The following is a 14028-nucleotide window of genomic DNA, read 5'->3' as shown; positions in this document are numbered from 1 at the left end:
GGCTAGGCAAGCGCTTTCACATGTTTTGAGCGTAAATCTGATGAACCGCCCTTTTAACTTCTCCGCAGGCCCCGCCGCCATCCCTGAAGAAGTGCTGCAGATCGCAGCCGCCGAAATGCTGGACTGGCACGGCTCCGGCATGGGGGTGATGGAAATGAGCCACCGCGGCAAGGAATTCATCAGCATCTACGAAGCCGCCGAAGCCGATCTGCGCGAGCTGCTGGCCGTGCCCGCCCACTTCAAGATCCTGTTCATGCAGGGCGGCGGCATTGCCGAAAACGCCATCGTACCCATGAATCTGTCGCGCGCCGGCGTGGTGGACTTTGTGGTGACCGGCAGCTGGAGCCAGAAGTCGGCCAAGGAAGCGGCCAAGTACGCCAGCGATGCCAATGTGGCCGCCAGCGCCAAGGACAGCAACTACACCACGATTCCCGCCGCCAGCAGCTGGAACCTGAGCCGCGGCGCCAGCTATGTGCACATCTGCAGCAATGAGACCATTCACGGCGTGGAGTTCCATGAGCTGCCCGACCTCCAGGCCCTGGGCTCGGATGCACCGCTGATCATCGACTTTTCCTCGCACGTGGCCTCGCGCTCCATCGACTGGAGCCGCGTGGGCCTGGCCTTTGGCGGCGCGCAGAAGAACATCGGCCCCGCGGGCCTGACCATCGTCATCGTGCGCGAAGACCTGCTGGGCCATGCCCTGCCCGTCTGCCCCTCGGCGTTTGATTACAAAACCGTGGCCGACAACGGCAGCATGTACAACACGCCTCCCACCTGGGGCATCTACATGGCCGGCCTGACCTTCCAGTGGCTCAAGCGCCAGACCGAAGGCAATCTGAGCGGCGTGGCAGCCATGGAAGCGCGCAACATCGCCAAGGCCAAGCTGTTCTATGACTATGTGGACCAGTCCTCGTTCTATGTGAACAAGGTGGCCGCGAACTGCCGCTCGCGCATGAACATTCCGTTCTTCCTTCATGATGAGTCGCGCAACGACGCCTTCCTGGCCGGCGCCAAGCAAGCCGGCCTGCTGCAGCTCAAGGGCCACAAGTCCGTGGGCGGCATGCGCGCCAGCATCTACAACGCCATGCCCATTGAAGGCGTGCAGGCGCTGGTCGACTACATGCGGGACTTCGAGCAACGTCAGGCCTGAGCCCCACCTTTAGCCTTGTAAAAAGATGAGCTGCCAGCGCTTTATCTGCAAGTACTTCACCAAGGTTTTAGTCTGAAATCCTTGTGCAGCTTGCGCCAGCAGCTACGAAATTTGAGAGATTCATGAGCCAAGAACCCCAAGCCAGCCCCGAGCTGTTGTCGCTGCGCAACCAGATCGACTCCCTGGACCGCCAGTTGCTGGAGCTGGTCAACCAGCGCGCCCATGTGGCCGAGCAGGTGGGCGAGCTCAAGAAAAAGGAAGGCTCGGCCTTCTTCCGCCCGGACCGCGTGGCCCAGGTGATCGAGAAGATCAAGTCCAACAACCCTGGCCCGCTCAAGGGCGCGCATGTGGCCGCCATCTGGCGCGAGATCATGTCGGCCTGCCTGGCGCTGGAATCCCCCCAGCGCGTGGCCGTGCTCGGCCCGGCCGGCACCTTCTGCGAAGAAGCCGCGATCCAGTACTTCGGCGGCGCGGCCGACCTGATGTACTGCAACAGCTTCGAGGAAGTCTTTCATGCCACGGCCGCCGGCAGCGCCCAGTACGGCGTGGTGGGCGTGGAGAACTCCAACGAGGGCGTGGTCACGCGATCGCTGGACATGTTTCTGCACACGCCCTGCCATGTGGTGGGCGAGGTCAGCATGCTGATCCGCCACAACCTGATGCGCACCAGCAACACGCTGGACGGCATCGAGGTCGTGGCCGCCCACCCCCAGGCTCTGGCCCAGTGCCAGGGCTGGCTGTCCAAGCATCTGCCTCATGCCGAACGCCGCCCCGTGGAGAGCAATGCCGAAGGCGCACGCCTGGCGGCCCTGCACCCCAACTGGGCCGGCATTGCCGGTGAGCGCGCCGCCCAGCAGTTCGGCCTGCACATCGTCAGCCATGCGATTCAGGACGATGCCTACAACCGCACCCGTTTTGCCGTCATCTGCCTGCCGCACACGCTGGCCACGGCCGCGCCCAGCGGCAGCGACTGCACCAGCCTGGTGGTCTCGGTGCCCAACACGGCCGGCGCCGTGCATGACCTGCTGGTGCCGCTGAAGAAGCATGGCGTCTCGATGACGCGCTTCGAGTCGCGCCCGGCCCGCACGGGCCAATGGGAGTATTACTTCTACATCGACATCGAAGGCCACCCGGCCCAGGCCAATGTGGCCGCCGCCCTGCAGGAGCTGCAGGGCCTGTGCGCGTTCTACAAGGTGCTGGGCACCTACCCGGTGAGCAAGTGATGGCGACTCAGGAATTGCAGCCGTTCGAGCAGCTTGGCTTGATCGGCTGCGGATTGATGGGCGGCTCCTTCGCCCTGGCACTCAAGAAGGCCGGCCTGGTCAAGCGCGTGGTGGGCTACAGCAAATCGCCTTCGACCACCGAGCGCGCCCGCCAGATGGGCGTGATCGATGTGGAAGCTCCCTCCGCCCTGCTGGCGGCGGCCGGCGCCGACCTAGTGCTGCTGGCCGTGCCCGTGGCGGCCACCGAGGCCACGCTCAAGTCCATCAAGCATCTGGTCACGCCCCAGATGATGATCATGGACGTGGGCTCCACCAAGGTCGATGTGGTGCAGGCCGCACGTTCGGCGCTGCGCGACCAGATCGGCAGCTTTGTGCCCGCCCACCCCATCACCGGCAAGGAAGTGGCCGGCGTGGAGCACGCCGACGTCAAGCTCTACCAGGGCGCCCAGGTCGTGCTGACCCCTACGGAGCGCACGCTGACCGCGCATCTGGCCAAGGCCCAGGCGCTGTGGCAGGCCCTGGGCTGCAAGGTCACGGCCATGTCGCCCGAGGCCCATGACTGCGCGCTCGCCACCGTCAGCCACCTGCCCCATCTGCTGGCGTTCGCCATGATGCAAAGCGTGCTGAACCAGCCCGGCGCCGACGATATGCTGGCGCTGGCCGGGCCAGGCTTTCGCGATTTCACCCGCATAGGCGCGGGCGATCCCAAGCTCTGGCGCGACGTGCTGCTGGCCAACCGCGATCAGGTGCTGGCCCAGTCGCGCCAGTTCCGCCAGGCGCTGGAGCAGCTCGAAGGGCTGATGCAGGCCAACGACGGACAGGGCCTGCAGGACCGCCTGACCCTGGCCAGCGCCGCTCGCGCCGAATGGACCTTGGGCGGCAAGCGAGGCTCTTAAACTAGCGGCGTCGATCTATTCACCCAACCGCCACGGACACCGGGCCAAGCCCGCCGCGCAGCCCCGGTGTCCAAGCAGCCAGACTGCGCAGGGGGTTACGAGAGTTTTATGTTCACCACCGAATTTCTGGATCTGCCCGCACTGGACTCCGCCAACGGCACCGTCAGCCTGCCCGGCTCCAAAAGCATCTCCAATCGCGTGCTGCTGCTGGCCGCGCTGAGCCAGGGCACCACCACCATTCACGACCTGCTGGATTCGGACGACACCCGCGTCATGCTGGCCGGACTCAAGCAACTGGGCTGCAGCATCAGCCCCGACGCCGTCACACCCGGCCAGGCCATTGAGGTCACCGGCATCGGCGGGCAGCTGCCGGCCGGCACTGCGGCCACACTGTTCCTGGGCAATGCCGGCACGGCCATGCGCCCGCTGACTGCGGCGCTGTCGGTACTGGGCGGCGACTTCGAGATGACGGGCGTTCCCCGCATGTACGAACGCCCTATCGGCGACCTGGTCGATGCGCTGCGCCAGCTGGGCTGCAAGATCGACTATCTGAAGGATGAAGGCTTTCCGCCCCTGAAGATCGGCCAGCCCGACTTCAGCCAGCTGGGCAGCGAATCCATCAAGGTGCGCGGAGATGTCTCAAGCCAGTTCCTGACCTCGCTGCTGATGGCCCTGCCCCTGCTGGCCAATGTCCCCGGGGCACAGCGCGACATCGTCATCGAAGTGGTGGGCGAGCTGATCTCCAAGCCCTATATCCACATCACGCTGGAGCTGCTGGCACGCTTCGGCATTGCCGTGAAAAACGACAACTGGCAACGTTTCGTGATCCCCGCAGGCTGCCGCTTCCAGTCGCCCGGCGCCATCCATGTGGAGGCAGATGCCTCTTCGGCCAGTTACTTCATCGCGCTGGGCGCGATTGCCACCGGCACCACCGATGACGCGGATGCAGACAATGCAACGCAGCGCAAGAGCATCCGCATTCTGGGCGTGGGCCAGGACTCGATCCAGGGCGATATCCGCTTCATCGAGGCTGCCCAGGCCATGGGTGCACAGATCGAAAGCGGCCCCAACTGGCTGCAGGTCAGCCGTGGCAGCTGGCCTCTGAAGGCCATCGACCTCGATTGCAACCATATCCCCGACGCGGCCATGACGCTGGGCACCATGGCGCTGTATGCCGACGGCGTGACCACGCTGCGCAATATCGCCAGCTGGCGCGTCAAGGAAACCGACCGCATTGCCGCCATGGCGATCGAGCTGCGCAAACTGGGTGCTTCCGTGGAAGAAGGTGCGGACTACATCCGCATCACCCCCCCTGCCGGCAAGACCGCCTGGAAAGCAGCCAGCATCCACACCTATGACGACCACCGCGTCGCCATGTGCTTCTCCCTGGCGGCCTTCAACCCGGCCAAGCTGCCCGTGCGCATCGAAGACCCCAAATGCGTGGCCAAGACCTTCCCCGACTATTTCGAGGCGCTGTTCTCCGTCAGCGAAGCCGAGCGCGAGCATATTCCCGTGATCTGCATCGACGGGCCCACAGCCTCCGGCAAGGGCACGATTGCCGCAGAAGTCGCAAGAGCACTGGGCTACCAGTTGCTGGACTCCGGCGCGCTCTATCGCATCACCGGCCTGGCCGCATCGCGTGCAGGCATGACGCTTGATGAATCGAACGAGGAAACCATTGCCGAGATGGCGCTGGACATGCCCGTGCGCTTCGATGCGCAGCAGCGCGTCTGGCTGGGCGAGGAGGACATCAGCCTGGCCATTCGCAGCGAAGAAGCCGGCATGAATGCCTCGCGCGTATCGGCCCTGCCCGCCGTGCGCACCGCGCTGGTGGATCTGCAGCTGTCCTTCCAGGCACTGCCCGGGCTGGTTGCCGATGGCCGCGACATGGGTACGGTCATCTTCCCTCGCGCCCCGCTGAAGGTCTATTTGTGGGCGTCTGCCCAGTGCCGCGCCGAGCGCCGATATAAACAGTTGATTTCCAAAGGAATTTCAGCTAATATGTCCACCCTTTTGGCAGACCTTGAGGCGCGCGACGCCCGCGACATGAATCGCGCCACCGCTCCGCTCAAGCCCGCCGAGGATTCTTTGCAGCTCGACAGCTCCGAGATGACCATTGAAGAAGTGGTTGCCCAGGTGCTGTCGTGGTGGCAGGAACGCCAGCCGTTCGGCCGTCCTTGAAATTTCAGCTTGAAGTTTCAAGGGCAGCCCTGCATCTGGCTTGTTGGCCCTTGATGCCAGGCTCTCGCAGACCGCGGACCGGCAGCAAGGTTGTTAACCTTTAACCCCGTGGGCCTCAAACCCACAACCTCCGCAATCAGCCTTAAAAACGCTTGGCAATGGTGCCGACGGAAACCTGGTTGCGGGCAAGGAACTACATGTCTGAATCTTTTGCCGCCCTTTTTGAAGAGTCGTTGACACGCACCGAAATGCGTCCTGGCGAAGTTATCACCGCTGAAGTCGTGCGCGTTGAGCACAACTTCGTGGTGGTGAACGCCGGCCTGAAGTCGGAAGCCTACGTGCCCCTCGACGAGTTCAAGAACGACCAGGGCGAAGTCGAAGTCCAAGTGGGTGACTTCGTGTCCGTGGCCATCGGCTCCATCGAAAACGGCTACGGCGACACCATCCTGTCCCGTGACACCGCCAAGCGTCTGGCTTCCTGGCTGTCGCTGGAAAAGGCTCTGGAATCCGGCGAATTCGTGACCGGCACCACTTCCGGCAAGGTCAAGGGCGGCCTGACCGTTCTGGTCAACGGCATCCGCGCTTTCCTGCCCGGTTCGCTGATCGACACACGTCCCATCAAGGACCTGACCCCCTACGAAAACAAGACCCTGGAATTCAAGGTCATCAAGCTGGACCGCAAGCGCAACAACGTGGTGCTGTCGCGCCGCGCTGTGGTGGAAGCCTCCATGGGCGAAGAGCGCGCCAAGCTGATGGAAACCCTGAAGGAAGGCGCTATCGTTCAGGGCGTGGTCAAGAACATCACCGAATACGGTGCGTTCGTGGACCTGGGCGGTATCGACGGCCTGCTGCACATCACCGACATGGCATGGCGCCGTGTGCGTCACCCCTCCGAAGTGGTGACTGCCGGCCAGGAAATCACTGCCAAGATCCTGAAGTTCGACACCGAAAAGAACCGCGTGTCCCTGGGTCTGAAGCAAATGGGCGACGATCCCTGGATGGGCGTGGCTCGCCGCTACCCCTCCGCTACCCGTCTGTTCGGCAAGGTCACCAACATTGCCGACTACGGCGCATTCGTGGAACTGGAACCCGGCATCGAAGGCCTGGTGCACGTTTCCGAAATGGACTGGACCAACAAGAACATCGCTCCCACCAAGCTCGTGTCCCTGGGCGACGAAGTGGAAGTCATGGTTCTGGAAATCGACGAAGACAAGCGTCGCATCTCCCTGGGCATGAAGCAGTGCAAGGCTAACCCCTGGCAAGAATTCGCCCAGAACACCAAGCGCGGCGACCGCGTGAAGGGCCCCATCAAGTCCATCACCGACTTCGGCGTGTTCGTGGGTCTGGCTGCCGGTATCGACGGCCTGGTGCACCTGTCTGACCTGTCGTGGAACGAAGCCGGCGAAGCCGCTGTTCGTAACTACAAGAAGGGTCAAGAAGTCGAAGCCATCGTGCTGGCCGTGGACGTTGAGCGCGAGCGCATCTCCCTGGGCATCAAGCAGCTGGACAGCGATCCCTTCACGACCTTCGTGACCGTGAACGACAAGGGCCAGATTGTGACCGGCAAGGTCAAGACCGTGGATGCCAAGGGCGCTGAAATCGACCTGGGTGAAGACATCATCGGCTACCTGCGCGCTTCCGAAATCTCGCAAGACCGCGTGGAAGATGCTCGTTCCGTCCTGAAGGAAGGCGACGAAGTGACTGCCGTGGTGGTGAACGTGGATCGCAAGAGCCGCAACATCCAGCTGTCCATCAAGCAAAAGGATCACGCTGAACAGCAAGTCGCCATGGCTTCCCTGTCGGCTCAGTCCTCCAAGGAAAACGCTGGTACCACCAGCCTGGGCGCTCTGCTGCGCGCCAAGCTGGACGCTGACAAGTAAATCTTGCATCAGCCGGTCAGCCAGCTCGTCTGACTGACCGCTAAGCGTCAAAGACAACGGGCGCCCTGTGCGCCCGTTGTTGTTTTCAACCTAGAGCCTCCGCCACCCGATGACCCGATCCGATCTCGTCGAAGAACTTGCCGCCCAATTTGGCCAACTCAACCAACGTGATGCCGAGCAGGCCGTCAAAACCATTCTGGATGCCGTCAGCGATGCCCTGGTGCGCGGTCACCGTATTGAAATTCGCGGCTTTGGCAGCTTTGCCATCAATCACCGTCAGCCCCGCATAGGCCGCAACCCCCGCTCTGGCGAGTCCGTTCAGGTTCCTTCCAAGCGCGTTCCTCATTTCAAGCCCGGCAAGGCCTTGCGCGAAGCCGTGGACAATCTCAAGACCGAAGACTCCGCTGCCCAGCAGCCGCAGACCGCCTGAAGTCCATGGGCACCGTCAGCCATCTCAGGACTGACCATGCCGTCCGTTTGCCAGTCCGAGCATAGGCTGGCCTAAAATCTTCCCGTCACACAAGGCGCATAAAGGGAAGCATGAAATACCTGCTGTGGCTGCTCAAGGCAGCCATTTTTTTCACTCTGTTCGCATTCGCACTCAACAACCAGCAAGACGCCACCGTGCATTTCTTCTTTGGCACGGCCTGGACGGCACCTCTGGTACTGGTGGTTCTGGCGGCTTTTGCGCTGGGTCTTTTTGTCGGAGTGCTGGGCATGGTGCCGCGCTGGCTCAAGCATCGCAGCGCAGCGCGCGAGGCACAGGCCACGCAACAGACACCGAACACCGCAGCCAACGCCACCAGTGCAGCACCTGCGGTGAAGGAACAGAACTCTTCTTCGATCATTGCGCCGGGCGACGTGCATGGAATTTAATCTGACTTGGATTTTGCTGGGCCTGCCTGCCGCCTTTGTGCTGGGCTGGCTGGCTTCCCGCTGGGATTTGCGCCAGGTGCGTGCCGACAACCGCCAGGCTCCCAAGGCGTACTTCAAAGGCCTGAACTTTCTGCTCAACGAGCAGCAGGACAAGGCCATCGATGCCTTTATCGAGGCCGTACAGAACGACCCCGACACCACCGAGCTGCACTTTGCACTGGGCAATCTTTTTCGCCGCCGCGGCGAATACAACCGTGCGGTGCGCGTCCACGAGCATCTGCTCAGCCGCGCCGACCTCACCCGTCCGGACCGGGACCGTGCCCAGCATGCACTGGCACAGGACTTTCTCAAGGCCGGCCTGCTGGACCGAGCAGAAGAGGCTCTGAACCGCCTGGAAGGCACGCAGTACGAAGGCGAGGCGCGCCTGGCACTGCTGGCCATTTACGAGCGCTCGCGCGACTGGACCCAGGCAGCGGCCATCGTGCGCAAGATGCAGGCCGCCGGTCAGGGGGACTTCAGCACCCGGCTGGCCCACTACCTTTGCGAAGACGCGCAATCGCAGGTGGCCCATGGCCAGCTCGACAAGGCTTTTGCACAGCTCAGGCAGGCTCTGGAGACTGCCCCGCAAGCTCCGCGCCCCAGGCTGGAGCTGGCCCAGCTCCAGCATCGACAGGGCCAGTCTGCACAGGCTTTGTCAAGCCTTCAGGCGCTGGCACAGAACAGCCCCGCAGCCCTGCCCCTGGCGGCCAGCCTGTTGGTGGAGGTGGCCGAGGCAACGGGTGCGCTGGGCGAGGCCCACAATCTGCTGCTCAAGCACTATGAACAGGCACCGTCTTTGGATCTGCTGCAGGCACTGGTCGCAGTCGATCAGAAAAGCGGTGATGCGGCAGCGCCCGGCCGCCAGCGCCTGGTGAAGCATCTGGAGCATGAGTCGTCCCTGGTAGCGGCCGCCCAATGGCTGGAAGGCGAGACCCTGACCGAAGAGCAGTACCATGCCACCGTGCAGAAGGCACTGAACCATGCCACCAAACCCCTGACCCGCTACCGCTGTGCGGCCTGTGGCTTTGAAGCCCGCACCCATTTCTGGCATTGCCCGGGCTGCCAGAGCTGGGACAGCTACCCGGCACGCAGAGTCGAAGAGCTGTAAGCTCTTCCCAAAGAAAAAAGAGCGCCCAGGGCGCTCTTTTTTAATGCACGTGACCAACCCGGTTAATGGCCGCCCCACTCATCCGTCGGCATATCCTGCTTACCGATCAGCCAGGGCAGGCGCGAGGACACTCCGACCAGCACCCCCACCGCCCAGAACAGGGCCGAGACTCCTACCACCGTGCCAAGCGAGCCGAACAGCACCGGCATCAGCACGCTGGAGCCGTTGATGGCCATCATGCGCAGACCTAACGCTTCGCCATGGCGCTCGGGTGGGGTGATCTGATGAATCATGCTCATCACCATGGGCTGCACCGATCCCAGCACCACGCCCAACAAGACCGAACAGGCGCCCATGGCCCAGGCACCGGGCATGAAGGGGTAGGCAATGAACAAGGCGCAGGCAGCAACCATGGCGCCCAGCACCACTTGCGATTCGGCCAGATGGCGCGTGATGATGGGCATCAGCATGCGAATCACGGCCGCTGCAATCGCAAACGCACCCAGGATGCTGCCGATCACCGAGGCAGGCAGTCCGCGCTCGTGACCCAGAATTGGCACGACAAAGGTATGCACATCCCAGCAAGAGGAAAGCGCCCAATTCAGCAGCAACAAGCGCCTGAAACCCCGGTTCTGCACCAGATCCCAGGCCGTTGCCCTCTGGTTCGCGCTCTCGGTCTGCAGCGCCGGCAGCTCCTGCACCGTTCTTGCCCAGAACCAGGCCGCCAGAGGCATCAGGGTCAGCAGCAGGAAGGCGGCCCTGAAACCCGTGGTGCTGGCCGCTTCACCGCCTGCATAGTCGATCAGCAGCCCGGCCGCAAACGGCCCCAGAAAATTGGAAATGGCCGGGCCAATCGCCAGCCAGCTGAAGACCTTGCGCAACTCGTCCTTGTTGTGCGCCATGCGTCCCACATGGCGTTGCAGGGCGATGAGCGCCATGCCGGCTGCGCCGCCCGTCAGCAAAGCGCTCAGGCACAGCACCGGGTAAATCGGGAACAGCACGGCCACTCCCGCTCCGGAACTGGCGGCCACCACACTGATGATGAGGGGGCGCTTGAGCCCGTGACGGTCCGCATAGCGCCCCGCGGGCAGCGACAGAAACACCTGGGTCAGTGCAAACAGCGCCAGCAGCATGCCGACCGCGGCCGCGCTATAGCCCTCCTTGAGCGCCAGCAGCGGCGTGGCCATGCGCATTCCGGTCATGGTGCCGTGGATACAGACTTGCGCGAGGATCAGGCGCACCAGGGCCGCATTCATTCTTCGTCCTCGCTGGCTGTCTGATCACCGCCAGGCGATGCGGCCGGAAACAGGGGCTGCTCCTGCCCTGCCCCATTCGGCAGCTCCTGCACATTGCGCAAATGGCGCTGAATGGCGCGCGTGCGTACTCCTACCTGATCGAACTTGCGTGCAGCGGCATCGATGGACTTGCGCGTGGCCTCGACCACCTCGCCGAACTTGCCGAACTCCGTCTTGACCTGACCGAGCACGCCCCAGACTTCGGAGGAGCGCTTCTCGATCGCCAGCGTCTTGAAGCCCATTTGCAGGCTGCTGAGCATGGCGGCCAGATTCGCGGGACCGGTAATCACGATGCGATGCTCGTTCTGCAGCGCCTCGACCAGCCCTGGACGGCGCAGCACCTCGGCAAACAGGCCCTCGCTGGGCAGATACATGACGGCGAAGTCCGTGGTGTGCGGCGGCGCGACGTACTTGCTCGCAATCTTTCTGGCTTCACCGCGAATCGATGTCTCGAAGGCATTGCCTGCCGCAACAATGCCCACGCGATCCGCGCTGTCCTGCGCATCCTGCAGGCGCTGGTAATGCTCGACCGGATATTTGGCGTCGATGGGCAGCCAGACGGGATGCTCGTCGTTGCGCCCCGGCAGCCGGATGGCGAACTCGACCAGCTCATCGCTGTCAGGCACGGTCTTGACATTTCTGGCGTACTGCTCGGGCGTGAGCACATTGTCGATGATGCTGCCCAGTTGCAGCTCGCCCCAGGTGCCGCGTGACTTCACGTTGGTCATCACCCGCTTGAGATCTCCTACGCTGCCCGCCAGCGTCTGCATCTCGCCCAGCCCCTTGTGCACCTGCTCCAGCCGGTCGCTGACCAGCTTGAAGGACTCGCCCAGACGCTGCTCCAGCGTGGCATGCAGCTTTTCATCGACGGTGCGGCGCATCTCGTCGAGCTTGAGGGCGTTGTCGCTCTGAATCGTGGCCAGTCGTTCGTTGAGCGTCGCGCGCAGTTGCTCCGCCGTGGTCTGCTGGCCCTGTGCCAGGGCACCCAGCTGCTGGCTCACCGCATCCTGCAGCACGGCAAACTGATGGCGCAGTTGCTCGCCATTGCTGCCCAGCTGATCCTTGAGCGCAGCCCCCATATTGGTACTCATATGCGTGAGCTGCTGCTGGATATCGCCCTTGAGCGAGTCCAGCGTGCCGCGCGTCGTCTCGGCCAGGGCCTCGAAGCGCTGCTGGATATGGACTGCCTGCTCTGCACTGCTTTGGGCCAGTGCCGCGCGGGCTTGCTGGCTGTCGCCCGTCAGCCGCTGCGCAAGCTGGGCAACTTCTTCACGAAAGGACGCCAGCGCCGCCGCCTGCTCGCGTCTGGCGGCCAGTGCATCCTGCTGAGCCTGGGTCAACTGGGTCTGTACATGCTGGGTGACACGATCCAGAGCGCCATCGCTCTTGGCCACCGTCATCTGCGTACTCTGGCTGCTACGCTCGAGCTGCTGCAGCCTGACATCCAGCGCCTGCAACCCCTGCAACAGCTGGGCTTGCAGCCTCAAAGCATCAGGACCAAGAGCAAGCTCCGTCTGACGGCGCAGCCCCTGTAGCCGCCACAGCAGCATCAGAAGCAGGCCCACCATCAATACGGCCAGCGCCGCCAACCCAAGCCACCACGTAGTCACTGTCTTGCCACGCCTTTCGCACTCTTTTTTTCATAGCTGCAAGCGCTTATCAGAAAAGCGTTACAGGACTATCCATTGAATTTACGCCTGGGGTATTACAGACCGAAGTTTGCAAGCACTAGCGCGCAGGCAAATTATCAGTCCTCAGAGCCACGAAAAATTCAATGCGGTCAAAAGTGCCGCTTCCGGTTGCAGCCTTGGCGACAGCGAGGCTGCAACCGGTTGACGCAAGAATCAGGCGTCGGGGCCGACCTGCTGGGCAATGGCCATGGCGAACTTGCCGCCGCCCACCGACCAGTCGGAGTAGTCGTTTTCGTGCGTGAAGATGAACACATCGCTGGGTGCCACGCCCGCCTCTTTTTCCAGATTGGCGGCGATATTGGCGTAGAGGGCACGCTTCATGGCGTCGCTGCGGCCACGGCGCATGGTGATCTCCACCACCACCACACGGTCCGAGCGCTGGTAGCCGTTGAAGGTGCGGCTGAAGAAGAACTTCTGCTCGTCATAGTCGTCAACCATGTTGAACAACTCATCGGCAGGCATGCCGATGCCATCGATCAAGGCCTGATGAATCCCGTTGACGATGGCCTGACGTTGGGCGGGCGTGGTGTCCTTGTGGACGCTGGTGCGGATAAAAGGCATTGCTGTCTCGCTTGAAATAAGAAAAGCCCGCTGTGCGCCAAAACGCCAGACGGGCAGAAATTATCAAAGCCGAAAAAGCGCTCAGATCACGCATCCACCCTCAAACTGATGTGACGAGAGCCGACCTAATGGAGGTGCCTCAGACAAGCTGATTGACGGGTGTCAGCGGCCCCTTGCCGGCAAAGAAGGAGATCAGATTGTCTGCCGCCAGCGCCGCCATGGCCGTGCGCGTGCCCTTGGTGGCGCTGGCTATATGGGGGGTAAGCACCACATTCGGCACGGTCAGCAGATCGGGATGCACGGCTGGCTCGCCCTCGAACACATCCAGCCCCGCTGCGGCAATGCGCCGGTCTTTCAGCGCCTGGGCAAGAGCCGCATCATCCACGATGCCGCCGCGTGCAATATTGATCAGCGTGGCCGTGGGCTTCATCCGGGCAATTTCTGCCCCGCCTATGGTGTGGCGGTTCTCGGGGGTGAATGGCAGCACCAGCATCAGGTGGTCTGCACGTTCGAGCAACTCCTGCTTGCCGACATAGCTGGCCTTGCACTCGGCTTCCAGTGCAGCATCCAGACGCGAGCGGTTGTGATAGATCACCTCCATGCCAAAGCCGTAAGCCGCACGACGCGCAATCGCCTGACCGATGCGGCCCATGCCCAGGATGCCAAGCGTGCTGCCATGCACCTCGGCACCGGCAAATAGGTCGTAGTGCCAGTCCTTCCAGAGCCCGGCACGCAGATAGTGCTCGCTCTCGGTAATGCGGCGCGCCGTGGCCATCAGCAGGGCAAAGCCGAAATCGGCCGTGGTCTCGGTCAGCACATCGGGGGCATTCGTGCCCTGCACGCCTGCGGCCGTCATCGCGGGCACGTCGAAGTTGTTGTAGCCCACCGCCATATTGGCCACGATCTTGAGCTGCGGACAGGCGGCCAGCAACTCGGCATCGATGCGCTGCGAACCCGTGGTCAGCACGCCCTCCTTGCCCTGCAACTGCTGCGCCAACTCCACCGGAGACCAGACCACATCGTCCTGATTGGACTGCACTTCAAAGTGCTGCTGCAGCCGTTGCACCACCTCGGGTGAAATGGCTCGGGCGATCAGGATGCGAGGCTTGTTGCTCATCGTAGTTTCCT

General features: G+C 62.8%; 12 protein-coding genes. 8 read left to right on the top strand and 4 right to left on the bottom strand.

Annotated elements, in window-relative coordinates; translation table 11 throughout:
• Positions 1-40 precede the first annotated feature (40 nt).
• The 8 genes from serC to lapB all read left to right on the top strand — a co-directional run bounded on the left by serC (position 41) and on the right by lapB (position 9353).
• On the top strand, positions 41-1150 hold the full coding sequence (gene serC, locus P353_RS15860) for a 3-phosphoserine/phosphohydroxythreonine transaminase (RefSeq protein ID WP_034371370.1): 1110 nt from the start codon (positions 41-43) through the stop codon (positions 1148-1150).
• 122 nt (positions 1151-1272) lie between these two features.
• Complete coding sequence (gene pheA / locus P353_RS15855) at positions 1273-2373, top strand: prephenate dehydratase (protein WP_003067663.1); 1101 nt, start codon at positions 1273-1275, stop codon at positions 2371-2373.
• Positions 2373-3269: a prephenate dehydrogenase gene (locus tag P353_RS15850; protein WP_034371367.1), complete on the top strand. Its 897-nt coding sequence runs from the start codon at positions 2373-2375 to the stop codon at positions 3267-3269. The genes pheA and P353_RS15850 overlap by 1 nt, the downstream gene beginning before the upstream one ends.
• 108 nt (positions 3270-3377) lie before the next feature.
• The gene (locus tag P353_RS15845; RefSeq protein ID WP_034371364.1) at positions 3378-5450 is read left to right on the top strand and encodes a bifunctional 3-phosphoshikimate 1-carboxyvinyltransferase/cytidylate kinase; all 2073 of its coding nucleotides are present in this window, start codon (positions 3378-3380) and stop codon (positions 5448-5450) included.
• Positions 5451-5647: 197 nt separating this feature from the next.
• Positions 5648-7330, top strand: coding sequence for a 30S ribosomal protein S1 (gene rpsA / locus P353_RS15840; RefSeq protein ID WP_034371361.1), 1683 nt, complete (start codon positions 5648-5650; stop codon positions 7328-7330).
• Positions 7331-7439: 109 nt separating this feature from the next.
• Positions 7440-7760 (top strand): integration host factor subunit beta, encoded by a 321-nt coding sequence (locus P353_RS15835; RefSeq protein WP_034371359.1) that lies wholly within the window; start codon positions 7440-7442, stop codon positions 7758-7760.
• Positions 7761-7870: 110 nt separating this feature from the next.
• Positions 7871-8206 carry a LapA family protein gene (locus P353_RS15830; RefSeq protein ID WP_034371356.1) on the top strand — a complete coding sequence of 112 codons (336 nt, stop codon included), beginning with the start codon at positions 7871-7873 and terminating at the stop codon, positions 8204-8206.
• Positions 8196-9353, top strand: coding sequence for a lipopolysaccharide assembly protein LapB (gene lapB / locus P353_RS15825; RefSeq protein WP_034371353.1), 1158 nt, complete (start codon positions 8196-8198; stop codon positions 9351-9353). Before P353_RS15830 ends, lapB begins: the two co-directional genes overlap by 11 nt.
• Positions 9354-9415: 62 nt before the next feature.
• Here the strand turns inward: lapB and P353_RS15820 are convergent, their stop codons facing one another.
• The 4 genes from P353_RS15820 to P353_RS15805 form a co-directional block, all read right to left on the bottom strand.
• Complete coding sequence (locus tag P353_RS15820) at positions 9416-10609, bottom strand: MFS transporter (protein WP_034371350.1); 1194 nt, start codon at positions 10607-10609, stop codon at positions 9416-9418.
• Positions 10606-12216, bottom strand: coding sequence for a DNA recombination protein RmuC (gene rmuC / locus P353_RS15815; RefSeq protein WP_034371426.1), 1611 nt, complete (start codon positions 12214-12216; stop codon positions 10606-10608). The genes P353_RS15820 and rmuC overlap by 4 nt, the downstream gene beginning before the upstream one ends.
• Before the next feature lie 276 nt (positions 12217-12492).
• Entirely contained in the window at positions 12493-12900 is a 408-nt protein-coding gene (locus tag P353_RS15810) for a tautomerase family protein (RefSeq protein ID WP_034371348.1), read from the bottom strand.
• 139 nt (positions 12901-13039) lie between these two features.
• Positions 13040-14017 carry a 2-hydroxyacid dehydrogenase gene (locus P353_RS15805; protein WP_034371345.1) on the bottom strand — a complete coding sequence of 326 codons (978 nt, stop codon included), beginning with the start codon at positions 14015-14017 and terminating at the stop codon, positions 13040-13042.
• Between the last annotated feature and the right edge of the window lie 11 nt (positions 14018-14028).

The sequence above is a fragment of the Comamonas testosteroni genome (assembly GCF_000761245.1).
Classification (GTDB): domain Bacteria; phylum Pseudomonadota; class Gammaproteobacteria; order Burkholderiales; family Burkholderiaceae_C; genus Comamonas; species Comamonas testosteroni_C.
This window is presented reverse-complemented; position numbering and strand designations above follow the sequence as displayed.

Coding starts and splice junctions, on each gene's coding strand:
- P353_RS15810 (WP_034371348.1), bottom strand. CDS start 12,900: ATGCCTTTTATCCGCACCAGCGTCCACAAGGACACCACGCCCGCCCAA.
- pheA (WP_003067663.1), top strand. CDS start 1,273: ATGAGCCAAGAACCCCAAGCCAGCCCCGAGCTGTTGTCGCTGCGCAAC.
- P353_RS15835 (WP_034371359.1), top strand. CDS start 7,440: ATGACCCGATCCGATCTCGTCGAAGAACTTGCCGCCCAATTTGGCCAA.
- P353_RS15850 (WP_034371367.1), top strand. CDS start 2,373: ATGGCGACTCAGGAATTGCAGCCGTTCGAGCAGCTTGGCTTGATCGGC.
- P353_RS15820 (WP_034371350.1), bottom strand. CDS start 10,609: ATGAATGCGGCCCTGGTGCGCCTGATCCTCGCGCAAGTCTGTATCCAC.
- P353_RS15830 (WP_034371356.1), top strand. CDS start 7,871: ATGAAATACCTGCTGTGGCTGCTCAAGGCAGCCATTTTTTTCACTCTG.
- P353_RS15805 (WP_034371345.1), bottom strand. CDS start 14,017: ATGAGCAACAAGCCTCGCATCCTGATCGCCCGAGCCATTTCACCCGAG.
- rmuC (WP_034371426.1), bottom strand. CDS start 12,216: ATGGTGGGCCTGCTTCTGATGCTGCTGTGGCGGCTACAGGGGCTGCGC.
- lapB (WP_034371353.1), top strand. CDS start 8,196: ATGGAATTTAATCTGACTTGGATTTTGCTGGGCCTGCCTGCCGCCTTT.
- serC (WP_034371370.1), top strand. CDS start 41: ATGAACCGCCCTTTTAACTTCTCCGCAGGCCCCGCCGCCATCCCTGAA.
- rpsA (WP_034371361.1), top strand. CDS start 5,648: ATGTCTGAATCTTTTGCCGCCCTTTTTGAAGAGTCGTTGACACGCACC.
- P353_RS15845 (WP_034371364.1), top strand. CDS start 3,378: ATGTTCACCACCGAATTTCTGGATCTGCCCGCACTGGACTCCGCCAAC.